The organism is Halolamina salifodinae (assembly GCF_017874235.1).
Classification (GTDB): Archaea; Halobacteriota; Halobacteria; order Halobacteriales; family Haloferacaceae; genus Halolamina; species Halolamina salifodinae.
The window spans coordinates 98,022-123,111 of the sequence record NZ_JAGGLC010000006.1 but is presented as its reverse complement, the minus strand read 5'-3'; the positions used below and the strand labels follow the sequence as shown (position 1 = coordinate 123,111).

Here is a 25,090-nt window from a genome sequence, read left to right as displayed (position 1 = left end):
TATGCCGACGACGACCCGTTCGGCGGTATGTTCCGCTCCGGAGCCAGCGTCGCCGCCGGCATCGACGGGGTCGCCGACGACGCGGTCCAGCCCAACGGCGTCGATCTCACCGTCGCAGCGGTGTTCGAACAGGCCACCCCTGGCCGTATCGGCCGCGAGGGGAAAACCGTCGGCGAGCGCGGGGAACTCGCGCCCGTCGGCGACGACCCGCCGACGTACCAACTCGAACCCGGCGCGTACGTCGTACGCTACGGCGAGCGCCTCAAAGTGCCCGAGGACGGCATCGGCTTCGTGCTCCCGCGCTCGACGCTACTGCGCAACTCGTGTACGCTGAACACCGCGGTCTGGGACGCGGGCTACGAGGGTCGCGGCGAGGGGATGTTGCACGTGGGCCACGAGATCGAGATCGAGCAGGGCGCCCGGATCGCGCAGTTCGTGGTGGCTGATGCCGACCACGAGGGGACGTACGATGGGACGTATCAGGGGGAGAACTGAGGCGCGAGCGGACGGCTGTTTCTCGATAAGTCGCGGGCTGAGAGGGATTCGAACCACGGTCACTTCGCTGCGCTCCGTTCCCTGCTTCGAATCCCTCCAGCGTCGCGACTCACGACTCACTTCGTTCGTCGGAGTAACGGGCTGAGAGGGATTCGAACCCCCGACCGTCTGGTTAAAAGCCAGACGCTCTGCCAAGCTGAGCTATCAGCCCTCACACGGAACCAATACGAGCACCGGGTAAGCGTTTACGGTTCCCGTGGGAGCTAAACCCCCTCCGTCCAACGCCCCAGCCATGGACATCCGCGAGTTCACCGAACGCCTGCTCGAGTTCGAGACCGTCGATGCCGGGGAGGCCGACGCGGCCGCGTGGACCCGCGAGCGCCTCGACGCGCTCGGCTTCGAGACCTACGAGTGGCTGGCCGACGCCGAGGAACTCGCAGAGCACCCCTCGTTTCCCGACGACCCGGACCTGATCGACACCGAGAACCGCCCCAGCGTCGCCGGCGTGCTGGAGTTCGGCGACGTTGGCGGGAGCGAAGCTCCCGCTCGCCAGCCGGAACCGTCCGATGGCGGTTCCGGCGACCCCGACGCGGGGCCGACGCTCGTCCTCAACGGCCACATCGACGTCGTGCCGGCCGACGAGGACGCCTGGACCTCGCCGCCGTTCGAGCCAGTGTGGGGCGAGAACGACGAGGGCGAGGAGACGCTGACCGCCCGCGGCGCTGTCGACATGAAGGCCCCCGTCGCGGCCTGCGTGTTCGCCGCGCTGGACGTCGCCGAGCGCGCCGAGGACGCCGACCTGAACGGCCGTCTCGTCGTCGAAGCCGTCGTGGGCGAGGAGGAGGGCGGCATCGGCGCCGCCGCGGCCGCGCTGTCGAACCCCTACCCCTTCGAGCGCGACGCCGCCCTCGTCGCCGAGCCGACGGAGCTCACCCCCATCACGGCCACGGAGGGCACCGTCATGAAGCGTCTCGAGATTCAGGGCCGGGCGGCCCACGCGGCCTCGCGCTGGCGCGGCGAGGACGTGCTCCCGCACTTCGAGCGCATCCGCGCGGCGTTCACGAACCTCGAAGCCGAGCGCGGTGAGACCGTCACCCACCCGCTCTACGAGGAGTACCCCGTCCCGTGGCCCGTCGTGGTCGGGAAGGTGCAGGCCGGCAACTGGGCCTCCTCGGTCCCGAGTTCGCTCACCGCCGAGATGCGCTTCGGCGTCGCGCCCGGCGAGACCGTCGACGAGGTCGAGCAGGAGTACGAAGAAGCCCTACAGGCAGTCGTTAACGCAGACGACTGGCCTCCGAGCATCCGCCGACGTTCGAGCGCTTCAGCATCCAGTTCGCCTCCGCGGAGGTCGATGCCGACGAACCCATCGTCCGGACGCTCCGGGCGGCGATGTTGGACACCGGACTCCCGGAGACCGATCCGCGCGGCGCGACCTACGGCGCCGACTCGCGGCACTACGTCGCCGCCGACATCCCGACCGTCCTGTTCGGCCCCGGAACCATCGAGCAGGCCCACTTCCCCGACGAGACTATCGACTGGCCGGACGTGGAACAGGCGCGAGAAACCATCGCCGAGACCGCGGTTCGCTTCCTTCAGTCGTAGCGCTCGGCCAGCGCCGCGGCGACCACGTCGCCGGGCGTCGTGTTGCGCATCGACGCCTCGCGCCGGAGTTCGCGGTACTGTTCGACCGGGAGCGAGAGCTGAATATCGCCCAGATCGACACCCTCGGAGCGGAGCGCCTCGGTCGCGGACTCGCCGTCGTTGACCCGACTCGCCAGCGACCGGATCTCCCGGACTGTCAGATCGTGATCCAGCAGCGCCCACGCCAGATCCAGCCGAGCGGCGCCGTCGACCCGCGCGAGGTGTTTGGCCGCCGAGGGGGCGATGTCGCCGCGGGCGACGTGCCGGCGCACCGACTGGGGCAAGTCGTGGACCCGCGCCCAGGTCCGGATGAACGAGACCGAGACGCCGCCGGCGCGTTCGGCGGCCGCGCGGTAGGAGCCGACCCCGCGCACCAGCGCCGCACACGCCGCCGCGCCACGGAGCATCTCGAGGTAGTCGTCGCCGACCTCGCCGTCGGCGAACGCCGCGAGCACCTCCGCGGCGCGCTCGACGCTCTCGGGGTCGTCGGGATCGAAGTCGATGGCTTCGCTGGCTCGCTCGCCGGTGATCTCGGGGTCGGCGCGGACGACCGGCTCTCCCACCCGCGAGCGACGGTCCGTCGAGGCGACGGCCTCCTCGTCAGCCCCGTCACGCTCGGGGTCGAGATGTGACATTACCTGCCGGTTCGTCCCCGCGGGGGAAAAGCCTCCCGCGGCCGAGCGAGCGGTTCGCACACCGGAAACATGTTCGGGAGTCCGGACTTGGGCGTCGGCGGCCAAACTGCAACTGAGCCATGTCTCAGCACGACCACGAGGACCCCGAACCGATCACCGACCACGTGCACGACAACTCGTGGTCCGCGAACCTCGAAGGGCCGGAGCACGCCGACGACCGCGACCTGCTCGTCGAACAGGCACTCGAAGCGGTCGGCCATACCGCGCCCGGGAACCACGTCAACCTCGTCACCCACGGCGAGCAAGGACACCCGGAGACGTATCTCTACGACGCGCTCGGCCGCGCCTTCGGCGACGACGCCGACTGGGAGTACGTCGAACAGTGTGGCTGTGGCGGGCACGTCGTGCGCGTCCACGTCCAGTAGCGACCCCCGACCCCAACGAACCCCATGCGCCCATCCACTATCGACACGAATCAGCGCCCGTTCGTGCTGGTCTGGGAACTCACGCAGGCGTGTGAACTGGCCTGCAAACACTGCCGCGCGGAGGCCCAGCCCCAGCGCCACCCCGACGAGCTCACGACCGAGGAGGGGAAGCGACTCCTCGAGGAAGCCAACGAGTTCGGCGAGAACCAACTGGTCGTCCTCTCCGGGGGCGACCCGCTCTACCGCGACGACACGTTCGACCTGATCGAGTACGGCGTCGAGCAGGGCTTGCAGATGACGCTCACCCCCAGCGGCACGGCGTCGCTCACCCCAGACCGGATTCAGGCCCTCGCCGATTCGGGGCTGCGTCGACTCGCGCTGAGCATCGACGGCGCCACCCCTGACGCCCACGACGGCTTCCGGAAGGAGGCGGGGAGCTTCCGCCAGACCGTCGAGGCCGCGCGGGCCGCCAACGAGGCCGGGCTCCCGCTCCAGATCAACACGACCGTCTGTGCCGAGACGGTCGAACAGCTCCCACAGCTCCGCGAACTCGTCGCCGACCTCGACGCCGTGCTCTGGTCGGTGTTCTTCCTCGTCCCGGTCGGCAGGGGGCAGGTGCTTGACCCAGTTCCCCCGGAACGCGCCGACCGCGTGATGGAGTGGCTGACGGCGGTCAACTCAGCGGCCGACTTCGGCATCAAGACCACCGAGGCGCCCCACTACCGCCGGGTCGCGATCCAGCAGCGCCGCTCGGCGACCGACAAACCTGACAGCGACGCCATCGGCCGCCGAACGGGCATCACTGCCGGCGACGGCTTCGCGTTCGTGAGCCATACTGGCGAGATGTACCCCTCGGGATTCCTGCCGAAGCCAGCGGGCAACGTCCGGACAGACAGCCTCGTCGACCTCTACCGCGATTCGCCGCTGTTCGAGGAGCTCCGGGATCCGGACGCGCTCAAGGGGAAATGCGGGGCCTGCGAGTTCCGCAACGTCTGTGGCGGCAGTCGCTCCCGGGCGTACGCGACCACGGGTGACCCCCTCGAGAGCGACCCGCTCTGTCCCTACGTCCCGGAGGGGTACGACGGCCCGCTGCCCGAACAGTCGCCTGCCGACTGACAGTGCTGAGCCATTTCGGGCGGCGCCGGCCGTCGTCGACGTGAACATCTTCGGCCGAGCGCAGTAGCCGATCCGCCGCGAATCACCACCCAACAGCCATGCACGTCGGAATCGTCGGCGGCGGGATCAGCGGACTGACGCTGCAGCACTATCTGGCACAGCAGGGCGTCGAGAGCACCGTGTTCGAGGCCGGCGCCGAACCGGGCGGCGTGATACGGAGCCGCCAAATCGGCGGCCAGACTGTCGAGAACGGCCCCCAACGGACCCGGCTCTCGCCGCCCGTCGCGTCGCTCGTCGAGTCGCTGGGCATCGGCGACCGAGTCGTCGAGGCGGCGGACGCGCCGCTGTACGTCTACCACGACGGCGCGCTCCGGCAGGTGCCGTTCTCACTCCGAGAGGGCCTCTCGACCGATCTGCTCTCGCTCCGCGGAAAGCTCCGTTTGCTGATGGAGCCCCTGACCGGGCCGCCGCGGGGCGAGGAAACCGTCGAGGAGAGCCTGACCCGAATGGTCGGGCCGGAGGTCGCACAGTACGTCATCGGCCCGCTGTACGGCGGAATCTACGGCACCCACCCCGACGAGATGCTGATGGAACACTCGCTGGGGCGGGCACTGGAGAAGTACGGCGTCGACCGGAGTCTCCTCGTCGCCGCCGTGCGGGCGAGGCTCCGGGACTCCGAGGCGCCGCCGGTCGTCTCCTTCGACGGCGGCCTCCAGACGCTCCCCCAAGCACTCGCTGAGCAGCACCGTGAGACCGTTCGGCTGGAGACACCGGTCGAAACTGTGCGGGAGAGCGAGGATCGGTTCGAACTCGAAACGCCGTCGGGGACGACCGTCGTCGATCAGGTGGTGCTCACGACGCCGGCCGACGTGACGGCGACGCTGCTCGAGGATCTCGCGCCCGCGACGGCCGTGCCGCTGCGACGACTCAGCTACAACCCTCTCGCAATCGTCCATCTCGCGGCCGACCCCGAAATCGAGGCCAGCGGCTTCCAGGTCCAGTACGAGGAGGCGTTCAGCACGTTGGGCGTGACCTGCAACGCGACGCTGTTCGACCGCGATCGCCTCCACACCGCGTTCCTCGGCGGCGCGAAGAACCCTGAACTGGTCGACCAGTCCCTGTCGGCGATCCGCGAAATCACCGAACGCGAGTTCGACGAACTGACCGGCGCCGAGGCGACGGTGCTGGACGTGCGTCGACTGGAGCGCGGGATGCCTGCCTACGACACCTCGTGGACGGCACTGGAGGGCGTCGAACCGCCTGCGGGGATCCATCTCTGTGCGAACTACGAGTCGAGAGCGGGGATTCCCGGGCGCGTCGGGCAGGCGAAACGGCTGGCCGAGCGCCTGAGCGACGCGGCAGCAGTCGACGGCTGAGGCCGGAGGTGTTCGTGCCGGGAGCTTTCAGTGACCCCATCCTACGCCGAGGTATGGAGACCGTCAGCGTGTCGCGGGAGATCACGGCGCCGCCGGACGCGGTCCGCGAGCGGATGCAGGACGTTGGGCCGTTCATGCGCGCCGCGGGGTTCGACGAGGTCGAAGTGGACAGGGAGGGGCAAAGCCCCTCTGGCAGCCGGCCGCAGGCCGGCGACGGCGATCAGATCGGCCTCACCAACGGCGTCGGCATCGCCACCATCGAACTCAGCCTCGAACTGGTCGAGGACCCGGACGCGGCGCTCGCGTACCGCCAGGTGGAGGGCATCTTCGAGGAGATGGTGACGCGCTACACCGTCGAACCGACCGGTTCTGGGACCCAAGTGACCGCCGAGACGGAGTTCGCCATCGACGTGGCGCTGGTCGGGAAACTGATGGACGCGACGGTGATCAAGCGTCAGCGCCGGAAGGAGCTGGAACAGCAGTTCGACTGGCTGGCGGCGGAACTCGGCGATCAGACCGAGTAGGTCGCGCCGAGTTCGGGCGCCGACGCGTCGTAGCCGTCCGCGCGGAGTTCCGCCGCGAACGCGCCACAGCGGTCGCCGTGGTTCACGAGAACCTCGGCGTCGTCGTAGGAGTCGAGGAACCGCCGAATCCCGCCGTGGTCGGCGTGGGCCGAGAAGTCGTACGCCTCGACCTGCGCGCTGACGGGCATCACGCGCCCGTCGATCTCGGCGCGCCCGGTTTCCAGCAGATCTCGGCCGGGCGTCCCCTCGACCTGATAGCCGGTCATGGTGATCTTGTTCACCGGGTTCGCCCGGATCTCGGGGATGTAGGTCATAGCGGGGCCACCCGAGAGCATCCCGCTCGTGGTGATGATGGCGGCTTTCTGGTCCGTAATCCGCTTGCGCTGTCCACGGGACGGCCCAGCCCGTCCCGTGCGGCCAGCGAGACCTCCGGTCTCGCGCTGGCCGTCGCGACCCGTCACGAACCGCGCGTGGGACTTCGCGCGCCGGAGCGCGGCCGGGTCGCGCACGAACTCGGGATGGCGCCGCAGCATCTCGGTCACCTCCTTCCCCATCCCGTCGACATAGCAGGGGATGTCGTGGGCCTCGCAGATCATGAGCATCTCCTGAGTGCGACCGATGGCGAACGCGGGAACGACGACGGTGCCGCCCTCCCAGAGGGTCGTTTTCACGCTCTGGGCGAACCGGTGTTCGACGCTGGCCCGCGGGTCGTGGTCCACGTCGGAGTAGGTGCTCTCACACAACACTACGTCGGCGTCGGGGCGGGCTATCGACCCCTTGACGAGTCGCTGGCCGACGGGTGGCTCGCCGGCGTCGAAGCCCGCGGGCGGGTCAGCGGCGGCCTCCTCGTCGACGTGGAAGTCGCCGGTGTAGAGCAAGCGAGTGTCACCATCGTCGACCAGCACGTGCGCACTCCCCGGAATGTGGCCGGCCCGGAAGAACGTCACCTCGTAGCCTGCGGCTTCGAACGTCTCGCGGTAGCCGTGGGTCTGAGAGACCTCAGTGACGCGCTTCACGTCGTTCTCGGTGAACGGGCAGTGTGGCGAGCGCCCGTGGAGTTTGAGCGTGTCCCGTGCGAGCGTGAGCGCCAGCTCCTGGGTCGGCGGCGTCCAGTGGATCGGCGGCCGGTCCGCGCCCGAGAGGAGCGCCGGGATGGTCCCCACGTGGTCGAGGTGGCCGTGGCTCACCACGACCGATTCGGGATCGGCGTCGACCGGGAACTGCGGCGGATTCCCCGATTTCATCCCGTAGTCGAGCAGGAGACGATCGTTGACGAGGATCGCGCTCCGGCCGACTTCTCCCGCACCGCCCAGAAACCGAAGATCCATTACCGACTGGTAGTCGTTCATGCCGTTTGACAACGTCGAATCGTCTCGCCTCGGTCAGGAGCCGAACGCTCACAATCGTCGGTGGAGAGAGAACAAAACGAGGATGACAGCCTACCGCTTCCGCGTCAAGTTCGATCCAGATCCGACATCCCTCTGGCGAGACGTAGTCGTCGGAGCAGACCGCACACTCGACGAGTTTCAGACGACGGTCAACGCGACGATGGGGCTCGACCAGGGGCACCTCTGGTTCGTCGGTACCGATGAGGACTACTGGAACAGCGACGTCAAGTACCAGTGTTCGCAGGGGTTCGAAGATTCACAGGGTGGGGCAACAATTGGGTTCGACGAGGAGACGTACGATGCCGGCGAGACGAGGGTCAGCGACATCGTCGAACAGTTAGGACTCGACGAACGTGACCGACTCTGTTACCTGTACGACTACGGCGACGAGTGGCGCTTCTACGCGATTCTCATGGAAATCGTCGACGAACCGGCCGAGAGAGGCCCTGAAGTAGTCGAGGGCAGGGGCGAGGCCATCGAGCAGTACGCCGCTGATGGGTGACACACTTCCCGATTGTGTTCGGTGATCGTCTGCCCCGGTACTGGCCGGTGTTCAGACGCTCTCGACGATCCGGTCGAGGTCGAACAACTGGAGGTCGTCACGTTCAGCGGCGGCTTCACGGACCGACTGTGTGAACCCGCTTCGAGCGAAGAGCGCGTATTCCCGCTTCACCTCACCACTATCGGCGGACCACCGAATCTCGTCGGCGTGTTCTTCGAGCGACGCGAACGCGCTGTAGTCGAGCGGCGACGACGTGAACTTGCACTCGCCCGCGACCATCGTTCCGCCGTCGGTCAACCCGACGATGTCGACCTCGTGCTCCTTGTACCACCAGCGGCCGATGTCGACGAACGTCTCCTCCGAATACAGGTCGGGGAGCGCGTCCTGGCAGAGCGTCTCGAAGCCCTGGCTCACGAAGTCGGCCATCCCGGATTCGATGACGGTCTCATAGGTGTCGTCACCGAGGCGCTCGTACCGGTCTTCGCTGCCGTAGACGAACCGGTACCAGAACCGGAACAGGGGGTCGAGGATCCGGTATCGGCCTCGGCGTGACTTCGTCTTATCCTCAGTGACTGGGACCTCGCGTTCGACCAGTCGAAGCCGTTCCAGCTTCTGCGTGTACGTCGAAATCTGCTTCCCGTCGATGCCGACTGTCCCCGCGATCTCGTTTGCGGTCGTGTTCCCGGCGGCGATCGCTTTCAGGATGGCGAAGTACCGGTTGGGTTCGGTGAGTTCGGTGCGGAGGACGTACTCGGGCTCGTTGTGCAGGAACCCCTGCTGGGAGAGGATCGACTGTTGGATGACCGTTCCCAAGTCGTGGTCGAGGTCGACGCCGTCGAGGTAGTACGGCGTTCCACCGAACACGCCCCACGCGAACACCTGCTCTTCGGGTGTGTACGAGTCGGGGAAGAACTCGCACGCGGCGTCGAAGTCGAGCTGTCGAAGGTCGATCTTCTCGGAGAACCGGCCGTACAGCGGGCTGTTCCCGAGGAGCGTTGCCTCCTCCATCATGCTGATTGACGAGCCGACGAGCACGAGCGTCGCGGCCGTGTTCTGTATCTCTTGGTCCCACAATCGCTGCACGACCGACGGGAGACTTTCGTCCGCGTCGATCAGGTACGGGAACTCGTCCAGTACGACGACCGCGCCCTGCTCGGCGAGGTAGCCGAGGAGCGACTCCCACTCCTGTTTGATGCGGCCGACGCCGGGGAACGACTCTGATGCGATGTCGACGAACTCGTCGAGCTGTACTTGCGGCGTCGTCTCGGTCGCCTGGTACAGCACGGCGTCGTCGCGGCCGGCCAGCGACTCACGGACGAGTTCGGTCTTGCCGAGGCGCCGACGACCGAAGATAACGACCATGTCAGCCTCGTCCGACCCGTAGCAGCCTCGAAGCCGGGAGATCTCAGCTGCTCGGTCGACGAATCGGGCCATACTGTCTGCTGTCCGGACACTGGCATAAACGTAGCGAATAACCAATTCCAAAATAGCCTATTTCAGAATTGGCTATCTCAGTTGGTAAGTCGAGTATCCGCGCCCGAGAGGAGCGCCGGGACGGTCCCCACGTGGTCGAGGTGGCCGTGGGAGACGACGACAGCATCGGGGTCGGGCGTCCCGACGGGGTACTGCGGGGGCTCGGCGGTCAGCAGGCCGAAGTCGAGCAGCAGGGAGTCGTCGACGAGGACGGCACTGCGGCCGACCTCGCCGGCGCCGCCGAGGAAGCGTAGCTGCATTCGTGTGGTTTCGGCGGTCCCGGGGTTTCCGTTCGTCGGTTCCCGGTCGTCTCGGGGCCGGTCCTCGCGGCTTACTCCCCCGAATCGACCGACGACCCGGGGTAGCGCCGCACGACGAACTGGTCGTAGCCGCCGTAGGCAAAGGAGAGCACGCCCATCCACCAGTTCCAGCGCTCTGCCGGCGAGCCCTCGGGGGCGTCGGCGAGTTCGTCGACGATCAGGTCGACCGTCAGCCGCCGACCGCTGTCCCGGTGGTACTCGCCCGAATCCGCCAGATCGACGGCTTGGCGGGCGACTGTCCGGCGCTCGGCCGGCTTCCCGCCGAATCGGGTGAGCGCATCAGCCAGCGTCTCCGAGTCGAAGTCGGGGGCGGTGGGGCGGTGGTCCTCAGCCATCGTCACCTCGTCCGTGCTGTCGGTGGGCGGCGACGACGGAGCGATCGCCGTCCGCGGAGACGGCCGAGGAGGCGGCGAACACGGACCGACGGGTGAGGCGCATCCGTGTTCGGGGACGAGGCGTGGTCAAAAAGACGTTCCGGCGAACGCCGTCGCTGATGAGTGTGAGCGGCCGAGAGGAGTAAGCCCCCTTCTGTTTCGACCCGGCATTCCGCTAAGCACCCGCGCCCTGCCGTTGCCGGCTGTCCGGACTACCTTCGGGCACGGGCTTGCACCGGCGAGGGTTCGCCGTTCCATCCGTTCTCGTCCGTCGGCTCACGGCTCTCGCCGTTCGCCCAGTTCGTGGCGCTGCGCGCCACGCGCCCTCCGTGGGTTAGCTCCCTTCCCTTACGGGTCGGTTCGCACACGTCATGGGTCAGGACGAGCGGTCTCGTTTCTGTTCCAGAGCCAGCCGTCTCCGACTCCGGGCTTGCGCCCGGTCGCCCGTCCGGACGGTGGGGGGACTTTCCTCACGCCCCTTGCTCGCGGGCTGGGGCGCGGGAACCGGGCTCTCTCTGCCAATTCAGGATAGGCCGTTGCCGGGGTTAAGCGGTTCGGTGGGTCAGTCGTCGGCGCCGAACCCCACCTTCTCCGCGTCCGCCAGCGCGTGCTCGGCCGCGGTGTCGACAGCGCCAGAACGCTCCGCGTTCTGCCTGGCTCCCGAATCGCTCTGCGATTCGTGAACGGAGAACTCCCGCACGACCTCGCCGTCGCGGATGAGTGGCTCCATCAGCGAGTCGGCGTCCGCGGGCGCCTCACGCCCGCGCAGGCCGACGTGGTGACCGCCGTCGTCGGTGCGGTACACCGACTTCGCGCCCGAAAGCTTCCCGCGCTTCGCGGCGGGTTCGCCGTCGACTTCGACGATATCCAGCGCGAAGTCCACGGGGTCGGCGTTGGAGACGTAGCCGCCGACGCCGAAGCCGTCGGCCACGTCGCGGAGCTCCCGGAGCTCTGCGGGCCCCAGACCGCCCGAGAGGAAGATGTCGATATCGGGGTGGCCCCGCGCGTCGAGTTCCCAGCGCACCTCGCGGACGATGTGCCGGAAGTCGCCCCGGCGGGAGCCGGTGGTGTCGAGGCGGACGCCGTCCAGATCCTCGCCCAGCGTCTCCACCGCGCGCAGGACCTCGTCGACCTCGTCGGAGTAGGTGTCACAGAGCGCGATCCGGGGCACATCGGCGTCGACGGCGTCGTCGAAGGCCCGCCACGCCTGCTCCTGATTCCCGCGGCCAAAACAGATCGAGAGCGCGTGGGGCATCGTGCCGCTGGCGTCCTTCCCCAGCAGGTCGCCCGCGGCGACGTTCGAGAAGCCGTCGAGGCCGCCGACGAGCGCCGCGCGCTCGATCATCCCGCCGATTGCGGGGTGGACGTGCCGCGCGCCGAAGGAGAGCACGTTGCTCTCGGGCGCCGCGCGGCGGACTTCGAGGGCTGCGGTGGCAACCGCAGAGGCGTGCGAGAGGAACCCCAGCAGCGCGCTCTCGTAGCGCGCGAAGTCGAGGTAGTTGCCCTCGATCCGGAGGACGGGGCCGCCGTCGAACAGCGTCCCCTCCGGCAGCGCGTCGGCGTCGACGGGCAGGCCCTCAAGTAGGTGTGCGGCGTTCTCGAGACCGGCGAGCAGTTCGAACTCCCCCGTGGGGAACTGGTCGGCGGTCACCTCGCAGGTCACGCGGGGGTTCCGGCCGGCCTCCCGCAGGGCCTCCTCCGTCCGGTAGAAGTACGCGTCGGTGGCCCGCCCCTCGCGGATGGCGTCGGCGCCGACGATGTCGAACTCGGTCATGCCCCGGGGTTCTCCCGAACGGGCCAAAAGTGGGTCGCTCGCGGCGCGGTCACCACGCCTCCTCCAGCACGGCCAGAACCTCCTCGACGGAGGGCTGGACCGGCGCTTGCGCGAACAGGCCGTCCTCGGCGATGATCTCGGCAATCTCCGGCAGGTCAGCCTGATCGAGCGCCTCGATTTCTCGCAGGCGGGAGGGGAGGCCGAGGTCGTCGCGCACGGCCGCGACGGCGTCGACAACTGCGTCTGCGAGTTCCTCGTCGTCCATCCCGTCCTCGGCGACGCCCAGCGACTCGGCGAGCAGTTCCCGGCGGCCGTCCACGCGGGCGAACACGTGCCGCAGGACGTGCGGCGCGAGGATCCCGTGAGCCGTGCCCTGATGCACGTCGTAGCCGTGGGAGAAGCCGTGGCCGAACGCGTGGATGATCGACGCGCGATAGGCGCCGGGCGTGGAGATGCCGTACTGGGCACAGACCACGCCCGCGACGGCATCGTCGAACCGCTCGGGATCGGGGTGCTCGGCCGCCAGCGCGCCAAACCCGGACGCCATCAGCGCCAGCCCACGGCTCGCGGTGCCGTCGGTGATCGGCGTCGCGTGCGGCGAGTAGCAACACTCCACGGCCTTGTCGAAGCCGTTCATCGCCGACGCCGTGAGCACCGAGCGCGGGGTCGTCTCGAACAGATAGGGGTCGTAGCAGACCGCCGCGGGCATCAGCCGTCGGTCGCTCACGCCGCCGCTCTCCACTGCGCCGGGGTCGGCGTCGGCTTCGAGGGTGAGGCTCACGCCGCCGATCACCGAGAGGTCCGCGCCGGCGAGCGTCGTCGGCACCGCGATGACGGGCGTCGGCTGGCCGTCGTCGGCGACCGGGACGGAGCCGGACTGGATCGCGTGCTCTGCTGCGGCCGCGGGGTCGCCGTAGCTTCCCAGCGCGCTGGCGGCCTTCGCGGTGTCGAGGCTCGAGCCGCTGCCGACGGCGACGATGGCCTCGATCCCCTCGTCGCGCACTCGTTCGGCGGCGTCGAGCGCTGCGCCGATGGTTTTCGCGGGAGTCGTCCGGTCGAAGACGCCGGCGAGGGCGTCACCGAGACCCGCCTCGATGGGGTCCATCACCAGTGGGTTGGCGCCGACGTTCTCGCCGGTGACGACCAGCGCGGAAGCGAGGCCGCGATCCGCGAGCAGGCCGCCCAGATCGTCGACGGCGCCGCGGCCAAAGCGGATCTCGCCGGGGTCGTAGTCGAGCGTGAACGCGCGCTGCGGGCTATCGGTCATACCCGACGTTGGGCGGCGAGCCACATCAAGCCCGGCCGAAGCGACACAGGGGGACTGATCGAGGCTGACGACGGCAGCGCGGTCGGCCGAGAAACAACGGCACTGGCGATCGATCTCCGAGGGCTTAGGGCGACCCGGGCGGAACGCCTACTCGATGACGAGCGACAGCGACGGCCGAGGGGCCGTCACGTTCTCCGCGGCGGGCGCCCGCGAGGGGTTCCGCCGCTGTCTCCCGGTCGCGGCCGGCGTCGGCGGCTACGGCCTCGTGTTCGGCGTGGTCGCCAGACAGGCCGGACTCAGCACGGCCGAGGCCGCGCTGATGAGCGCCACCGTGTTCGCCGGCGCGGCCCAACTGATCGCGGTCGAACTCTGGGCCGACCCGATTCCGGTCGTCGCCGTGCTGACGACGGTCGCAGTGGTCAACGCCCGCTACGTCCTGATGGGCGCAGCGCTCCGCCCGTGGTTCGCCCGCCTCGGCCTCAGAGAAGCCTACGGGAGCATGTTCTTCCTCATCGACGAGACGTGGGCACTGGCGATGGGCGACCTCACGGAGGGGAGCGGCCGCGGCGCCTTTCTGCTCGGGAGCGGCGTCGCCGTCTGGCTGTTCTGGGTCGCCGCGACGGTCGTCGGCGCGAGCGTCGGCGCCGCCATCGGCGACCCCAGCCAGTACGGCCTCGACTTCGTGCTCCCAGCCATCTTCCTCGCTATCGCGACCGAACTCTGGGACGGGAAGGCGACGCTGCTGCCGTGGGCCGTCGCGTTCCTCGTCGCCGTCGTGACCGCCGACGTGTTCCCCGGCCGGTGGTACATCCTCGCCGGCGGTATCGCCGGCAGCCTCGTGGAGGTGATCCGTGTCAGTCGCTGATCTCGATCCGGTCGTCGTCGGCATCATCATCGTGATGGCGCTGCTGACGTATCTCACGAAGGTCGGGGGGCTCTGGCTGCTGGGCCACGTCGAACCCTCCGACCGCGTCGATGCCGGGCTGTCGGTGCTGCCCGGCGCCGTCGTCGTCGCCATCGTCGGCCCGGAACTGGTCGCCGGCGGCCCGAGCGCGTGGCTCGGCGGCGCGGCGGTCGTCCTCCTGAGCCGGAAAACCGGGAGCCTGCTGGCCGCGATGGTCGGTGGGATCGGTGTCCTGCTCGCCGTCCGGGCGGTAGTCTGAGTCGGAAACCCGGCTACGCCACCGCGTCGGCGAGCATCAGCACGCGCTCGCGCAGCGTGGCCGCGTCGGGCGCGAGCAGGCGAACCATCGGCTCCTTCCCGTGGGCGCCGCCGTCGACGATAGCGTCGGGGGCGTCGCCGCCGCGCCGGGTGAGCACGCGCTCGGCGACCCAGTCCATCGTTCCCTCGACCTCGGCTGGCTCCGCGGTTCGGTCGACCGTCGCAACCGTTAGCTGACCCGCTAGTGCCGCTCGGACCGCGTCGCTCGCCCGGACGTTGCAGGCCGCAGAGACCGACGGGTCGTGCTCGCGAGCGCCGAGGAGGAGCCGTGCGATGTGGCTGGAGGCGCCCATCGCGGCGCCACCCGGCGCACGGACGCCAGTGGGGACCCGGGTGAGCCGACCCTCGCAGGCCGCCACGTCCTCAGGGACTGTGGCCGTCGGTGTGGCCACCGCGACGGTAGTTCCCACTTCGGGGATCAGCGGCGCGACTTCGGGCGTCTCGAGTGCTCCAACCGTCTCGCGCACGGCCCGGAGCGCGCGTGGCGCGTTGGCGCGCGTCCGGAGGCCCGCGAGGTGGTGGACCGGGCCGTCACCCTCGCCGATTTCGTGGCCGTGAGCGACTGCGCGGGCCAGCAGTGCCTCGGCGTTCTCGACCGCCGCGAGGCGGTCGACGCCCTGTGCGAGGTCGGCGGCGACGGCCGCCGAGAGCGTGCAGCCACTCCCGTGACTGTTCGCGTCCGGGACGCGGGGCGTGCGGAACTCCCGCACTTCGTCGCCGACGAACACGTCGACGACGGTCTCGCCGTCGAGATGGCCGCCCGTCACGAGCGCCGCGTCGGCCCCCAGACCCACCAGCGCCTCGCCCGCCTCGCGGGCGTCGTCGGGCGTCTCGACCGAGATTCCGGTGAGCAGTTCGGCCTCGGGGGCGTTGGGCGTCACCAGCGCCGCCGCGGGGAGGAGGTCCTCGCGCAGCACGGCCTCCCCGGCCTCGGAAAGCAGTCGGTCGCCGGACTGAGCGACGACGACGGGATCGACGACGACCGGGAAGTCGGCGTCGGCGAGTTCGTCGGCCGCGGCGGCGGCGACCTCTGCGTCGGCGAGCATTCCGGTTTTGGCGGCGTCGACGCCCAGATCGTCGGCCACCGCGCGAATCTGCTCGCGGACCATCTCGGGGTCGGTGCGGGTGCTGGCTCGCACGCCAGTCGTGTTCTGAGCCGTGAGCGCCGTGATCGCCGACGCGCCGAACGCGCCGCGGGCCTCGATGGTCTTGAGGTCCGCTTGGACCCCCGCGCCGCCGCCGCTGTCCGAGCCAGCGACGGTGAGCGCGACCGGCCGACCCATCAGTCGTCAGCGGGGCCGGGCTGTGCGCCCGGCATCCCGACGCTCGGCGCCTCGTGACCGAGTTCGTCGATGGCGACCTGCGCGGCCTTCTTCCCGGAGAGCAACATCGCGCCGAACGTCGGCCCCATCCGGGTCAGCCCGTGGGTCGTCGCCGTCGCGAGCCCAGTCGTGATCAGGCCGTCGTGGACCGTGCCGGTCTTCTCGACGACGGCGTCCTCGCTCTGGCCGACCCACATGGAGTCGTGGCCCGGGGAGTCGTGACCCGGCGCGCCGTACTCGCCCTCCGCGGAGGTGTCCATGCCGGCCTCGCCGGTCTCCTCGATCCCAGCGGCGTCGATGACCCCGCGCTCGTGGAGTTTGGAGACGACGACTGCCTCGTGGCCCGTGGCGTCGATGACGAGGTCGGCCTCGACGGCGACGGGGTCGACGCAGGTGAGTTCGCGCGGCAGCGAGTGGACGGGCGTCCAGTTCAGCACGACGCCGGAGACTTCGTGGTCCTCGCGGACGACCACGTCGGTGAACTCTGTCATGTTCTGGATGCGCGCGCCGGCGTCGCAGGCGGCCTTGATCAGCGCCGAACTCGCGTGGGGCGCGGTGGCGACGTGGAGCCCCTCGGCCTCGTCGCTCTCCTCGTAGGGGACGCCGAGTTCCTCGAGCACCTCCTGGGCCGGGTCGCGGACCGTGAGCTTGTTCATCAGGAAGCCGCCGAGCCAGAAGCCGCCGCCGAGGTAGTTGTTCTTCTCGACGACGGTGACGTCAACGCCGCGCTCGGCGAGTTCCTTGGCGGCGACGAGCCCCGAGGGGCCGCCGCCGACGACGACCACCTCGCTGTCGGTGAACTGCATGAACTCGTCGTGCCACTCGTCGGCGATTGCTCGGGTGACCTCTGCCTCGCTCGCGTCGGTGAAGCCGTCGAAAGACATCATTACCACATGGTACAACAAAGTAGTTAAGCGTTGTCGTCGGCGCCGTCGCTGTTCGGGAGGCGTCGTGGGTCGGCAGAAAACCGCCAGAAGGCGCGTTTCGACGGCGACGACGGCGAGGGGCGGACTACGCCTCCGTCCGAACCTCGTCCAGCGCGTCGACCGTCGGCGCGTTCACGATGCGGACCGTCTTCCCGTCCTGGGTCACCCGGAACGCGTCCTCGTAGGGGCCGTCGGGCACGCGGTAGACGCCGTCGCTCTCACTCGTCGCGTTCAGCGACTCCGTGAGCATCCCGCGGTAGGCCCGGGTGAACTGCCGCGCGTCGCGCTTGGACTCCCAGCGGAGTTTCCAGACGTAGCCGTCGCCCTCCTCGCCGAAGTACGGCACCAGTTTGTCGCCGGCCCAGCCCTCAGTGGCGGGGTGGGAGTAGTTGTACGCCGAGTACGGGCCGGGGTCGTCGCGCAGCGACCCGCGGTCGATAGCGCGCTGCTGCCAGAGCATCGCGAACAGCGTCGACTCGCCGACCGTCGTGGGACTCGCGCGGTCGAAGGCGGCCGTGGAGCGATCCGGGACGACGACCTGTGCGGGTCGGTCCTCGGGGTAGTCGCCGGGGTGAATCAGCTGTTCGCTCGACTGTGGCGGCCGGGTGTAGAGGTCGTTGACGGCGTCCCAGCCGCTGCGCTGGTGGGCTCGGTGGACGAACGTCGGCCCCTCGCTGTAGGGGACGTAGACAGTGAGGTAGAGCCCGAGGTTCCGGTCGTCGATGCTGCCGGCGCTGCTGCCCGCGGGGCGGGGGATGCAGTCCCACGTCTCCCCACAGCGCTGCTCGTAGCGCGTCTCGACGTAGCGCGCGTCGCCCTCGACGACGCCGGTCTGGGCCGTCGCCTCGTCCGGGCTGTCGGCGCCGCCGAGCAGCGAGAGCCGCTGATCCTGCAGCGCGTGGTGGAGTTCGTGGGCCAGCGTCCCGCGGTCGACGGTCGGCGTCTCGTTGCTGCTGACGAGCACGATCTGGTTCGACGCCGAGGAGTAGTAGCCCAGCACGGAGCCGCCGTATATCGAGTCGAACGTCGCGCCGACGGTCCGGTCCTCGCCGACGAGCATCGCCGCCTCGTAGCGCTGCTCGCGGGCGCGCTCGACGGCGGTGTCGACGGTCGTGTCCCGTCCCGAGCGGTTCAGATACTGCTCGCGGCTGATCACGTCGACGGGCACCGTCTCGGTGAACTCCAGCTCCCGGACCACCTCGACGCGGGCCATCGTCCGGCCGACGACGGCCGTGAGTTCGGAGTCGTTCAGGCCGTCGCTCGCGGTGACCGTGAGCGTGTCGTTGGCGGCGTAGCCGTTCTCCACGCCGATCCGTTCGCCGTCGGGCGCCGGCGACGGCGCCGCCGGGGCGGCACAGCCAGCGAGCACCAGACAGCAGGCGAGTGCGAGGAGTCGAAGCTTCACGGAGCAACCCCCGGCCGGGAGGGGAAAAGAGCTACCGGCGTCGGCCGGCCAGCAGCGCGGCGGCCAGTACCGCGACCAGCGCGGTCACCGCGGAGAAGCCCGGCGAATTGGTGGTACTCGTCGCCGGATCGGCCGTCTCGTCGGGGCTCGTGGCTGCCGGCGTCGCGGTCGGATCCGGCGTCGCCGTCGGCGTCGCGACCTGCGGGTCGGCCGAGGACCGGATCTCGCTCAGCGAGTCGGTCGTCGGCGCGTTGACGATGGTGACGGTGTCACCATTGACGGTTGCATGGAACGCGTCGGCGAACGACGAACCGCTCGACTCGGGGATGTGGTAGGTCTGCTCGCCCACCTGCTCGGCGCCCCAGTAGGCGAGTAGCTCCGCGTAGGCGTCACGGAACGCCGTGGCGTCCTCGGGGCTGTCCCAGACCAGGCGCCAGACGTAGCCCGTCTCGCCGGCGGTGTTCTGGTAGAAATGCATCCGGTCGCCGTCCCAGCCCGCGGCGGCGTCGAAGCCGTAGTTCAGCGGGTCGAGTTGGCTGAGCTGTTGGGAGTCAGTGTAGTTGAGCCACGTGTTCGGGCCGACGACGTTCCGGGCGTAGCCCTGGACGCCCGGGCGGTCGGCGTACAGCGGGTACGCGAACATCGCAGCGACGCCGGACTGGCCGACTTCAGCGTGGGCGAGGCGGTTCTCTGGCCGGACGCGCTCCCAGCCCTCGCCGTGCTGGTCGGAGAGTTCGACCGCCGTCGGCGGATCAGTGCCGTAGCGGTCGGGGTGGATCACCTGCTCGGCGCTCTCGGGGGGCGCGTCGTAGAGGTCGTTGACAGCCGCCCAGCCGCCCTGGCGGTACGTGGCGGCGATGAACGACGGGCCATCGCTATAGGGCTGGTAGTTCAGGAAGTAGACGCCCATGTTCGGCGGGCCGCCCCCGCCGTCGCCGCTCTCGGGGCTGAGGCAGGTGCCGTTCCAGCTACCGCCCTCGCCACAGCGCTGCTCGTAGCGGTGCTGGACGTAGTTGGCGTCGCCCTCGATCAGGCCGCTGTTGGCGTTGGCGCCGTCACGGGTCTCGCTGGTGTAGGCGGTCAGATTGAACTCCTGGTCCTGAATCGCGTGGACCAGTTCGTGGCCGAGCGTGAGTTCGTCGACCTGGAGTTCGCTCTGGTTGTCGGCTACGAGCACGATGGAGTCCGCAGCGGGGCTGTAGTAGCCCCCGACGGTCGCGCCGCGGTTCTCGTCTTGCACCTCCAGTGAGTCCTCAGACTCGCCGATCATGAACAGCGCCTCGAACTTCGTGTCGTCGAACGTGCGGAACGCCTCGCTGGAGGAGCGGTTGCCCGAACTCGCGAACTCCTCGCGGGAGACGATTTCGACGGGCGGTGCCATGTCGAACTCCAGCCCGCGGATCACCTCGACCCGGGCCGTCGCCCGCGAAACGGTGGCGTTGAGTTCGGCCTCCGTCAGGCCGTCGCTCTGGTCGATGTCGATGCTCTCGTTGTGCCAGTAGCCGTTCTCCCAGCCGAGTCGGTCGCTCTCGGGGTCAGCGGGGGCGCTTTCGTTGTCGGCGGTCTGTGCCGTCGTCGCCTCGACGGGCGCCGGATCTACTGCGGCGTCACCCGGGGCGGCGGCGGCAACGGGGGTGAGGCCGGCGAGGACCACGACGACCGTGAGAAACACCGCGGAGGCTCGTCGCATAGCCACACATGTGGGGGACACCCCAAAAAGACCGTGGCGCTGGCGGGAGAGCTAAGACGCCGACGCCCCATCGTCCGGCCATGTCCGATCCCGAGCGCACTGCTGTGGTCGTCGTCGACATGCAGAACGGGTTCTGCCACCCCGACGGCAGCCTGTTCGCGCCCGCCAGCGAGTCCGCCGTCGAGCCAGTGACCGACCTCGTGGCCCGCGCCCGCGACGCCGGCGCGAACGTCATCTACACCAAGGACACCCACCCGGAGGAGCAGTTCGAGGGGAACCACTACTACGACGAGTTCGAGCGCTGGGGCGAGCACGTCGTCGAGGGGTCGTGGGACGCCGAACTCCACGGCGACCTCGACGTGCGCGAGGAGGACTACGTCGTCGAGAAACACACCTACGACGCGTTCTACCAGACGGGACTCGAGGGCTACCTCGACGCCCACGGCATCGACGACCTGCTGATCTGCGGCACCTTAGCGAACGTCTGCGTGCTCCACACCGCCGGCAGCGCCGGGCTGCGGGACTACAAGCCCGTGCTCGTGGAGGACGCGCTGGGCTACATCGAGGCCGAGCACAAGGAGTACGCCGTCGACCACGCCGACTGGCTGTTCGGCGAGGTAACCGACCTCGATTCGGTCGCGTTCGACTAACGGAACAGCCGGTAGGAGGGCTGCCCCGTCGCCACCAGCTGTTCCTCCCCTTCCTCGACGCCCCAGTCCCGGTCGTCGTCGCCGTCCTTCGGAACCGTGCTGGTGACGTTCACGCGGCTGACGCCGATGGTCGACCCGGCCCGGACCACGTCGGCGCTGGCGTGCAGATCCCCCGTCGCGCGCCGGAGGTAGTTCACGTTCAGACTCACCGTCGCCACGTCGACCGAGAGCGGGTCCTCGGCGGCGAGTCGGAGCGCGAGGCCGCCGGCGGTGTCGACGAGCGTCGCTGCGACGCCGCCGTGGATCGTCGGCTTCGAGGCGAGGTTGGTGAGTTTCTCGTCGAACGGCACCGTGAGCTCCATGTGGCCACGCTCGACGGCGCCGACCTCGGTGCCGAGCCACGAGAGGTAGCCGTGTTCCTCCTCGACGGCGTAGCGGAGGAACTCGGCGGCCTCGTCGGGCAGCGGTTGAACGTCGGTCATACGCCCCGGTCCGACCCGGCCGACCAAGTAGCCGCCGGGTTCGGCCATAGCTTCAGGGCGGTGCCGGCCCAACCCGGGAGCGATGCCCGCGATGGCGGACCTCCCGGAGACTGAAGACGGCGAGTACGACCACGACTTCCGGGCCGACCCCGAGCCGTACCGCGTCGGCCGGGGCGAGGAGGGCGTGTTCAAGGTCCAGCCGTACAAGTCCGAACTCCTGCCGCGGTGGGGGTATGCCGACCCGGCGACGGCCGCCGACGCCGCCGAATCGATCTACGAGCAGTTCCTGCGCTACCGCCGGGACGAGGAGTTCGTGGGGATGGACCTGGCCCGGAAGTACCTCCAGATGGGCTACACGCGGGCGATGCGCTACGCGCACTACCCGGGCGGGAAGAAGTACGATGCGGACGGAACCGAGCGGGAGAAGGTCCACTGGGCCGACCCCGAGAAGCGGAAAGCGGCGCTGATCTTCGACCACGTCCTCGGCCGGGTCGAGGCCGACGAGGTGTACCAGACGCGCAAGCGGGAGTGGCGGGAGCAGCGTGGTTAGGCCAGCCGGATCGACGACTCCGCTAGTTCGACGCTGACCCGTACGTCGTCGCCGACGGCGAAGTCGTGGCCCTCGTGGAAGACGATTTTCGTGCCGAAGTCCTCCCGAGACGCGAACAGCGAGAGGCCAGTCGCGCGCTCGGACTGCCCCTCAGCCTCGACGGTGACCGCGATTTCTCCCCAGTCCACATCGGCGCCAACGACGCCCTCTCGCGGCGTTGTCGTCCCGACTTCGGCGCCGAGCAGAGAGACCGACCCAGCACCACCCGCTCCATACGCGCCGCCACCCGAATAGTGCGCCACCCCGCCGTCCACCGGCGTGCCGTCGTCGGCCGCGAGCGTCGCCCACGCGCCCGGATCCGGGTGCACGGGCGCGTCGAGGCGAACGTACGTTTTTCCGACCCCGACGACCGTTCCGCGCCCGTCCCACGACGACCCGCGAATCTCCACGTCCGGAACGACCGGGAGCGACCCCGACGCCCGATACGGGTTCGCGTCCGCCGGCCGGAAGCCCAGATGGAGGTGGTCGTCGACCCAGCGGCCGAAAAAGCCCGAGCGCACCGTCTCGCCCAGCGAGTCGCCGGCGTCGACCCAGTCCCCGGCGTCGACGCCCGGGTCGACGTGCAGGATGCGGGCCAGTAGGTCCGCGCCGCGGCCGTCAGCCCAGTCGTCGGCCACGTCGACGACGATCAGGTGGTCGTGATCGACGGCGTATGGGCGGTCCGGGCACCCAACGGTCCGGGTGGCGACGATTTCCCCCGGCACCGGCGCCGGCGCGGTGCCGTCGTCGGGATAGAGGTCGACCGCGCGCCCGCGGTCGTGGGCCGGATACGGCGAGTTGTAGCAGGAGAACCGCGCGTAGCGGCCCAGCAGCGAGTCGGGAAGCGCGACAGGGCGCTCGGCCGGCGCGTCCGCAGTCATGCCCGACGGGTGGCGACGGTCACGCTTAGGTACGTCGGAGCCGGATTGCGTCCAATGCGCGTGATCCGCGGGCGGGCGTCGACGCCGGAGGACGACCGCGAGGCGACGCGGGACCTGCTCGACGCCGTTTCCGAGTCGGGGGAGCCGGCGGTACGGGCGTTGACCCCCCACCGTCAGCTGGCGTTCGGCCGGCGCGACGCCAACGAACCGGGCTACGACGCCGCCCGCGCGGCCGCGAGCGAGCGGGGGTTCCCGCCGGTCGAACGCTCCGTCGGCGGCCGGGCGGTCGCCTACACCGGCACGACCGTCGCCTTCGCCGCGCTGGAGCCGACCGACGACGGCCGGACGGGGATCACGGATCGCTACGAGGACGCCGTGGGAACGGTGATCGACGCGCTGGACTCGCTGGGCGTCGACGCCGAACGGGGCGAGCCGCCCGAGTCGTTCTGCCCGGGCGACTACTCAGTGCAGGCGCGGTGCGGTGGATCCGACGGTGAAGAATTCGGGAAGCTCGCCGGGATCGCTCAACGCGTCACCGCGGACGCAACGCTCGTTTCCGGCGTCGTGATCGTCGCCGACCGGGGCGAGATCCGGGAGGTGCTCGCGCCCGTCTACGACGCGCTCGACGTACCGTTCGACCCGGAATCGGTGGGGAGCGTGGCTTCGGCCGGCGGACCTGCGGACTCCGAACCGGTCGCGCGGGCCCTAGAGGACGCGATTGTCGGCGACCGGGCGACGACCGTCGAGTCGCTGGCCGAGGCGACAGGCCGGGAAGCTTAGGGGAGGGCCCTCCCCAGTAGGCGTATGCTCATCACCGGCGCCGAACTCCCGGACGGCCGCATCCGGGACGTGCGGACCGACGAGGGACGGATCGCCGAGATCGCGGAGTCGCTGCACTCGCTCCCCAACGAGGAGACCGTCGACGCCGACGGCCTGACGCTGCTGCCGGGCGCTATCGACGTGCACGTCCACTTCCGTCAGCCCGGCCACGGCCACAAGGAGACCTGGGCGACCGGCTCCCGGTCGGCGGCCGCGGGCGGCGTCACCACCGTCGTCGATCAGCCCAACACCTCGCCCCCGACCGTCGACGGCGAAGCGTTCGACGAGAAATCCGAGTTCGCGGCCAACTCGGCGGTCAACTTCGGCCTCAACGGCGGCGTGAACGACGACTGGGACCCCGACTCGCTGCTCTCCCGCCCGGTGTTCGCGCTGGGCGAGGTGTTCCTCGTCGACTCCACCGGCGACATGGGCATCGACGAGGCGCGCTTCGAGGGGGCACTTGCAGCGGCCGCCGAGGCCGAAATTCCCGTCACCGTCCACGCCGAGGACGCCGACCTGTTCGACGAGAGCGTGCGGGAGGCGGACGCCGGCGGGACGGGCGAGGACGCAAACGCCGACCTCTGGAGCCAGTACCGCACCGCGACGGCGGAAATCGAGGCCGTCGAGGCCGCCTGCGAGGCCGCCCGCGGCGCCGGCGTCGACATCCACGTCGCCCACACGTCGACGCCGGAGGCCGCCGAGCACGCCGACGCGGCCGGGATGAGCACCGAAGTCACGCCCCACCACCTGCTGCTCTCTCGCGACGATCTGGACGAACTGGGCACGTTCGGCCGGATGAACCCCCCGATCCGGAGTGAAGCCCGCCGAGAGGAACTGTACGAGCGCGTCGCCGACGGCACGGTCGATCTGATCGCGACCGACCACGCGCCCCACACACGCGAGGAGAAGGAGGCAGGGCTCTGGGACGCCCCCTCGGGCGTGCCGGGCGTGGAGACGATGCTTCCCCTCCTCCTGCAGGAGGTTCGCGATGGGGGGCTGACGCTCGAACGCGTCCGGGACCTGATCGCCGCGAACCCCGCCGAGCGGTTCAGCCTCGACAGCAAGGGCCGGGTCGCGGAGGGGTACGACGCCGACCTCACGTTGGTCGATCTGGACGACAGCGACCCGGTCCAGGCCGACGCGCTGCACACGAAATGCGACTGGACGCCCTTCGAGGGCCGTGAGGCGGTGTTCCCGGAACTGACCGTCGTCGACGGCACCGTCGTCTACGACGGCCGCGCGGGCGACCGCTTTACTGCGGGACTGGGCGAGAACGTTCGACAGCCCTGATCGGGCCGGCACAGGCCGGCCTCTCGGACTGCGAAAGCGCCCGCTGGCGGGCGAGCCGCTACAGATCCAGCGGTGTGGCCGGCAACGATATCGCCGAGGACCGCGTACTCTTCTATCCGGTTCGTCCTCACCACTCGCGAACAACGCGATTCGCCCTCGCTGGCCGTTCCCGGGGGCGAACACCCGGTTTCGTCACGCGATAGCGACAGCGTCCCCGATAGTGGGACAGTATCGCAAGGCAAGTTTTACGTGGGCTTCCTAATAAATAGGAACGATGCCCGAATGCCAGAACTGTAGTTCGTTCGTCACGCGGCGGTACGTCCGGGTGTTCACTCCAGAGGGGCGCGACACGCCACGTGTCTGCCCGTCCTGTGAGGACAAGATCCGTGACGGCAGTGACGTTCGTGCGGCGCGGTCTACCCGCGGGAACTAATCGGTCTCTACGGCATCAGTTTTCGGCAGTCAGCGGCCGTCCGGTCTGACCGGCGCCCCGCTCGACTGTCC

At 69.5% G+C, this 25,090-nt stretch carries 25 protein-coding genes, 1 tRNA gene, 1 other RNA gene and 2 pseudogenes; 14 read left to right on the top strand and 15 right to left on the bottom strand.

Annotated features, from left to right (window positions below; translation table 11 throughout):
• Window positions 1–27: 27 nt before the first annotated feature.
• Window positions 28–495 carry a deoxyuridine 5'-triphosphate nucleotidohydrolase gene (locus J2753_RS13240; protein WP_209492531.1) on the top strand — a complete coding sequence of 156 codons (468 nt, stop codon included), beginning with the start codon at window positions 28–30 and terminating at the stop codon, window positions 493–495.
• Between the two features lie 137 nt (window positions 496–632).
• Here the strand turns inward: J2753_RS13240 and J2753_RS13235 are convergent.
• Window positions 633–706: transfer RNA gene (locus J2753_RS13235), tRNA-Lys, on the bottom strand.
• Window positions 707–787: 81 nt separating this feature from the next.
• Between J2753_RS13235 and J2753_RS13230 the strand changes: the two are divergent.
• Window positions 788–2,097, top strand: a pseudogene (locus tag J2753_RS13230) (M20/M25/M40 family metallo-hydrolase).
• Here the strand turns inward: J2753_RS13230 and J2753_RS13225 are convergent.
• The gene (locus tag J2753_RS13225) at window positions 2,088–2,771 is read right to left on the bottom strand and encodes a DUF7119 family protein (RefSeq protein ID WP_209492530.1); all 684 of its coding nucleotides are present in this window, start codon (window positions 2,769–2,771) and stop codon (window positions 2,088–2,090) included. The pseudogene J2753_RS13230 and the gene J2753_RS13225 overlap by 10 nt on opposite strands.
• Before the next feature lie 119 nt (window positions 2,772–2,890).
• On the opposite strand from J2753_RS13225, the gene J2753_RS13220 reads away from it, so the two are divergent.
• The 4 genes from J2753_RS13220 to J2753_RS13205 all read left to right on the top strand — a co-directional run bounded on the left by J2753_RS13220 (window position 2,891) and on the right by J2753_RS13205 (window position 6,212).
• On the top strand, window positions 2,891–3,196 hold the full coding sequence (locus J2753_RS13220; protein WP_209492529.1) for a CGCGG family putative rSAM-modified RiPP protein: 306 nt from the start codon (window positions 2,891–2,893) through the stop codon (window positions 3,194–3,196).
• A gap of 24 nt (window positions 3,197–3,220) precedes the next feature.
• The gene (locus J2753_RS13215; protein WP_209492528.1) at window positions 3,221–4,312 is read left to right on the top strand and encodes a TIGR04053 family radical SAM/SPASM domain-containing protein; all 1,092 of its coding nucleotides are present in this window, start codon (window positions 3,221–3,223) and stop codon (window positions 4,310–4,312) included.
• A gap of 98 nt (window positions 4,313–4,410) precedes the next feature.
• Window positions 4,411–5,688, top strand: a complete 1,278-nt coding sequence (hemG, locus tag J2753_RS13210; protein ID WP_209492527.1) for a protoporphyrinogen oxidase — start codon at window positions 4,411–4,413, stop codon at window positions 5,686–5,688.
• 53 nt (window positions 5,689–5,741) lie between these two features.
• A complete protein-coding gene (locus J2753_RS13205; RefSeq protein WP_209492526.1) occupies window positions 5,742–6,212 on the top strand; it encodes an SRPBCC family protein in 471 nt (156 codons plus the stop codon).
• On the opposite strand, the gene J2753_RS13200 is transcribed toward J2753_RS13205, so the two are convergent.
• The gene (locus J2753_RS13200) at window positions 6,200–7,540 is read right to left on the bottom strand and encodes an MBL fold metallo-hydrolase (RefSeq protein WP_209492619.1); all 1,341 of its coding nucleotides are present in this window, start codon (window positions 7,538–7,540) and stop codon (window positions 6,200–6,202) included. The genes J2753_RS13205 and J2753_RS13200 overlap by 13 nt on opposite strands.
• Before the next feature lie 19 nt (window positions 7,541–7,559).
• On the opposite strand from J2753_RS13200, the gene J2753_RS13195 reads away from it, so the two are divergent.
• The gene (locus J2753_RS13195) at window positions 7,560–8,102 is read left to right on the top strand and encodes a plasmid pRiA4b ORF-3 family protein (RefSeq protein ID WP_245334648.1); all 543 of its coding nucleotides are present in this window, start codon (window positions 7,560–7,562) and stop codon (window positions 8,100–8,102) included.
• A gap of 51 nt (window positions 8,103–8,153) precedes the next feature.
• On the opposite strand, the gene J2753_RS13190 is transcribed toward J2753_RS13195, so the two are convergent.
• The 6 genes and pseudogenes from J2753_RS13190 to J2753_RS13165 all read right to left on the bottom strand — a co-directional run bounded on the left by J2753_RS13190 (window position 8,154) and on the right by J2753_RS13165 (window position 13,310).
• Window positions 8,154–9,536: an ATP-binding protein gene (locus J2753_RS13190; protein WP_209492525.1), complete on the bottom strand. Its 1,383-nt coding sequence runs from the start codon at window positions 9,534–9,536 to the stop codon at window positions 8,154–8,156.
• A gap of 101 nt (window positions 9,537–9,637) precedes the next feature.
• A pseudogene (locus J2753_RS13185) lies at window positions 9,638–9,835 on the bottom strand (MBL fold metallo-hydrolase); the annotation flags it as partial.
• Between the two features lie 71 nt (window positions 9,836–9,906).
• Entirely contained in the window at window positions 9,907–10,230 is a 324-nt protein-coding gene (locus J2753_RS13180; protein ID WP_209492524.1) for a hypothetical protein, read from the bottom strand.
• Between the two features lie 170 nt (window positions 10,231–10,400).
• An RNA gene (gene rnpB / locus J2753_RS13175) (RNase P RNA component) lies at window positions 10,401–10,789 on the bottom strand.
• A 42-nt stretch (window positions 10,790–10,831) separates the two neighbouring features.
• Window positions 10,832–12,043, bottom strand: a complete 1,212-nt coding sequence (locus J2753_RS13170; RefSeq protein ID WP_209492523.1) for a nicotinate phosphoribosyltransferase — start codon at window positions 12,041–12,043, stop codon at window positions 10,832–10,834.
• A gap of 49 nt (window positions 12,044–12,092) precedes the next feature.
• Window positions 12,093–13,310, bottom strand: coding sequence for an iron-containing alcohol dehydrogenase family protein (locus tag J2753_RS13165; protein ID WP_209492522.1), 1,218 nt, complete (start codon window positions 13,308–13,310; stop codon window positions 12,093–12,095).
• 154 nt (window positions 13,311–13,464) lie between these two features.
• Between J2753_RS13165 and J2753_RS13160 the strand changes: the two genes are divergently transcribed.
• Both J2753_RS13160 and J2753_RS13155 read left to right on the top strand, forming a co-directional pair.
• On the top strand, window positions 13,465–14,175 hold the full coding sequence (locus tag J2753_RS13160) for an AzlC family ABC transporter permease (RefSeq protein ID WP_209492521.1): 711 nt from the start codon (window positions 13,465–13,467) through the stop codon (window positions 14,173–14,175).
• Window positions 14,162–14,473, top strand: coding sequence for an AzlD family protein (locus J2753_RS13155; protein WP_209492520.1), 312 nt, complete (start codon window positions 14,162–14,164; stop codon window positions 14,471–14,473). Before J2753_RS13160 ends, J2753_RS13155 begins: the two co-directional genes overlap by 14 nt.
• 13 nt (window positions 14,474–14,486) lie before the next feature.
• Here J2753_RS13155 and thiD read toward each other — a convergent pair whose 3' ends face one another.
• The 4 genes from thiD to J2753_RS13135 all read right to left on the bottom strand — a co-directional run bounded on the left by thiD (window position 14,487) and on the right by J2753_RS13135 (window position 19,875).
• Window positions 14,487–15,815, bottom strand: a complete 1,329-nt coding sequence (thiD, locus tag J2753_RS13150) for a bifunctional hydroxymethylpyrimidine kinase/phosphomethylpyrimidine kinase (RefSeq protein WP_209492519.1) — start codon at window positions 15,813–15,815, stop codon at window positions 14,487–14,489.
• Window positions 15,815–16,738 (bottom strand): sulfide-dependent adenosine diphosphate thiazole synthase, encoded by a 924-nt coding sequence (locus tag J2753_RS13145; protein ID WP_209492518.1) that lies wholly within the window; start codon window positions 16,736–16,738, stop codon window positions 15,815–15,817. Before J2753_RS13145 ends, thiD begins: the two co-directional genes overlap by 1 nt.
• Before the next feature lie 127 nt (window positions 16,739–16,865).
• Entirely contained in the window at window positions 16,866–18,185 is a 1,320-nt protein-coding gene (locus J2753_RS13140) for an Hvo_1808 family surface protein (protein ID WP_209492517.1), read from the bottom strand.
• A 31-nt stretch (window positions 18,186–18,216) separates the two neighbouring features.
• A complete protein-coding gene (locus J2753_RS13135) occupies window positions 18,217–19,875 on the bottom strand; it encodes an Hvo_1808 family surface protein (protein WP_209492617.1) in 1,659 nt (552 codons plus the stop codon).
• An 80-nt stretch (window positions 19,876–19,955) separates the two neighbouring features.
• Between J2753_RS13135 and J2753_RS13130 the strand changes: the two genes are divergently transcribed.
• The gene (locus tag J2753_RS13130; protein WP_209492516.1) at window positions 19,956–20,525 is read left to right on the top strand and encodes a cysteine hydrolase family protein; all 570 of its coding nucleotides are present in this window, start codon (window positions 19,956–19,958) and stop codon (window positions 20,523–20,525) included.
• Here J2753_RS13130 and J2753_RS13125 read toward each other — a convergent pair.
• Complete coding sequence (locus J2753_RS13125; RefSeq protein ID WP_209492515.1) at window positions 20,522–21,007, bottom strand: PaaI family thioesterase; 486 nt, start codon at window positions 21,005–21,007, stop codon at window positions 20,522–20,524. The two genes, J2753_RS13130 and J2753_RS13125, sit on opposite strands and share 4 nt — an antisense overlap.
• Window positions 21,008–21,098: 91 nt before the next feature.
• On the opposite strand from J2753_RS13125, the gene J2753_RS13120 reads away from it, so the two are divergent.
• Window positions 21,099–21,557 carry a DUF4385 family protein gene (locus J2753_RS13120; protein ID WP_209492616.1) on the top strand — a complete coding sequence of 153 codons (459 nt, stop codon included), beginning with the start codon at window positions 21,099–21,101 and terminating at the stop codon, window positions 21,555–21,557.
• On the opposite strand, the gene J2753_RS13115 is transcribed toward J2753_RS13120, so the two are convergent.
• Window positions 21,554–22,477, bottom strand: coding sequence for a hypothetical protein (locus J2753_RS13115; RefSeq protein WP_209492514.1), 924 nt, complete (start codon window positions 22,475–22,477; stop codon window positions 21,554–21,556). The genes J2753_RS13120 and J2753_RS13115 overlap by 4 nt on opposite strands.
• 54 nt (window positions 22,478–22,531) lie before the next feature.
• On the opposite strand from J2753_RS13115, the gene J2753_RS13110 reads away from it, so the two are divergent.
• From J2753_RS13110 to J2753_RS14795, 3 genes are all read left to right on the top strand, one after another.
• Complete coding sequence (locus J2753_RS13110) at window positions 22,532–23,257, top strand: lipoate--protein ligase family protein (RefSeq protein WP_209492513.1); 726 nt, start codon at window positions 22,532–22,534, stop codon at window positions 23,255–23,257.
• Window positions 23,258–23,281: 24 nt separating this feature from the next.
• Window positions 23,282–24,586, top strand: coding sequence for a dihydroorotase (locus tag J2753_RS13105; protein WP_209492512.1), 1,305 nt, complete (start codon window positions 23,282–23,284; stop codon window positions 24,584–24,586).
• A 274-nt stretch (window positions 24,587–24,860) separates the two neighbouring features.
• Window positions 24,861–25,019, top strand: coding sequence for a DUF7563 family protein (locus J2753_RS14795; protein ID WP_449271808.1), 159 nt, complete (start codon window positions 24,861–24,863; stop codon window positions 25,017–25,019).
• The last annotated feature ends 71 nt before the right edge of the window (window positions 25,020–25,090 follow it).

What these genes read in the sequence shown, in the direction of transcription:
- J2753_RS13240 (WP_209492531.1), top strand. Translation starts at nt 28, where the DNA reads ATGTTCCGCTCCGGAGCCAGCGTCGCCGCCGGCATCGACGGGGTCGCC.
- J2753_RS13225 (WP_209492530.1), bottom strand. Translation starts at nt 2,771, where the DNA reads ATGTCACATCTCGACCCCGAGCGTGACGGGGCTGACGAGGAGGCCGTC.
- J2753_RS13220 (WP_209492529.1), top strand. Translation starts at nt 2,891, where the DNA reads ATGTCTCAGCACGACCACGAGGACCCCGAACCGATCACCGACCACGTG.
- J2753_RS13215 (WP_209492528.1), top strand. Translation starts at nt 3,221, where the DNA reads ATGCGCCCATCCACTATCGACACGAATCAGCGCCCGTTCGTGCTGGTC.
- hemG (WP_209492527.1), top strand. Translation starts at nt 4,411, where the DNA reads ATGCACGTCGGAATCGTCGGCGGCGGGATCAGCGGACTGACGCTGCAG.
- J2753_RS13205 (WP_209492526.1), top strand. Translation starts at nt 5,742, where the DNA reads ATGGAGACCGTCAGCGTGTCGCGGGAGATCACGGCGCCGCCGGACGCG.
- J2753_RS13200 (WP_209492619.1), bottom strand. Translation starts at nt 7,540, where the DNA reads ATGGATCTTCGGTTTCTGGGCGGTGCGGGAGAAGTCGGCCGGAGCGCG.
- J2753_RS13195 (WP_245334648.1), top strand. Translation starts at nt 7,560, where the DNA reads ATGCCGTTTGACAACGTCGAATCGTCTCGCCTCGGTCAGGAGCCGAAC.
- J2753_RS13190 (WP_209492525.1), bottom strand. Translation starts at nt 9,536, where the DNA reads ATGGCCCGATTCGTCGACCGAGCAGCTGAGATCTCCCGGCTTCGAGGC.
- J2753_RS13180 (WP_209492524.1), bottom strand. Translation starts at nt 10,230, where the DNA reads ATGGCTGAGGACCACCGCCCCACCGCCCCCGACTTCGACTCGGAGACG.
- J2753_RS13170 (WP_209492523.1), bottom strand. Translation starts at nt 12,043, where the DNA reads ATGACCGAGTTCGACATCGTCGGCGCCGACGCCATCCGCGAGGGGCGG.
- J2753_RS13165 (WP_209492522.1), bottom strand. Translation starts at nt 13,310, where the DNA reads ATGACCGATAGCCCGCAGCGCGCGTTCACGCTCGACTACGACCCCGGC.
- J2753_RS13160 (WP_209492521.1), top strand. Translation starts at nt 13,465, where the DNA reads ATGACGAGCGACAGCGACGGCCGAGGGGCCGTCACGTTCTCCGCGGCG.
- thiD (WP_209492519.1), bottom strand. Translation starts at nt 15,815, where the DNA reads ATGGGTCGGCCGGTCGCGCTCACCGTCGCTGGCTCGGACAGCGGCGGC.
- J2753_RS13145 (WP_209492518.1), bottom strand. Translation starts at nt 16,738, where the DNA reads ATGTCTTTCGACGGCTTCACCGACGCGAGCGAGGCAGAGGTCACCCGA.
- J2753_RS13135 (WP_209492617.1), bottom strand. Translation starts at nt 19,875, where the DNA reads ATGCGACGAGCCTCCGCGGTGTTTCTCACGGTCGTCGTGGTCCTCGCC.
- J2753_RS13130 (WP_209492516.1), top strand. Translation starts at nt 19,956, where the DNA reads ATGTCCGATCCCGAGCGCACTGCTGTGGTCGTCGTCGACATGCAGAAC.
- J2753_RS13125 (WP_209492515.1), bottom strand. Translation starts at nt 21,007, where the DNA reads ATGACCGACGTTCAACCGCTGCCCGACGAGGCCGCCGAGTTCCTCCGC.
- J2753_RS13120 (WP_209492616.1), top strand. Translation starts at nt 21,099, where the DNA reads ATGGCGGACCTCCCGGAGACTGAAGACGGCGAGTACGACCACGACTTC.
- J2753_RS13115 (WP_209492514.1), bottom strand. Translation starts at nt 22,477, where the DNA reads ATGACTGCGGACGCGCCGGCCGAGCGCCCTGTCGCGCTTCCCGACTCG.
- J2753_RS13110 (WP_209492513.1), top strand. Translation starts at nt 22,532, where the DNA reads ATGCGCGTGATCCGCGGGCGGGCGTCGACGCCGGAGGACGACCGCGAG.
- J2753_RS13105 (WP_209492512.1), top strand. Translation starts at nt 23,282, where the DNA reads ATGCTCATCACCGGCGCCGAACTCCCGGACGGCCGCATCCGGGACGTG.
- J2753_RS14795 (WP_449271808.1), top strand. Translation starts at nt 24,861, where the DNA reads ATGCCCGAATGCCAGAACTGTAGTTCGTTCGTCACGCGGCGGTACGTC.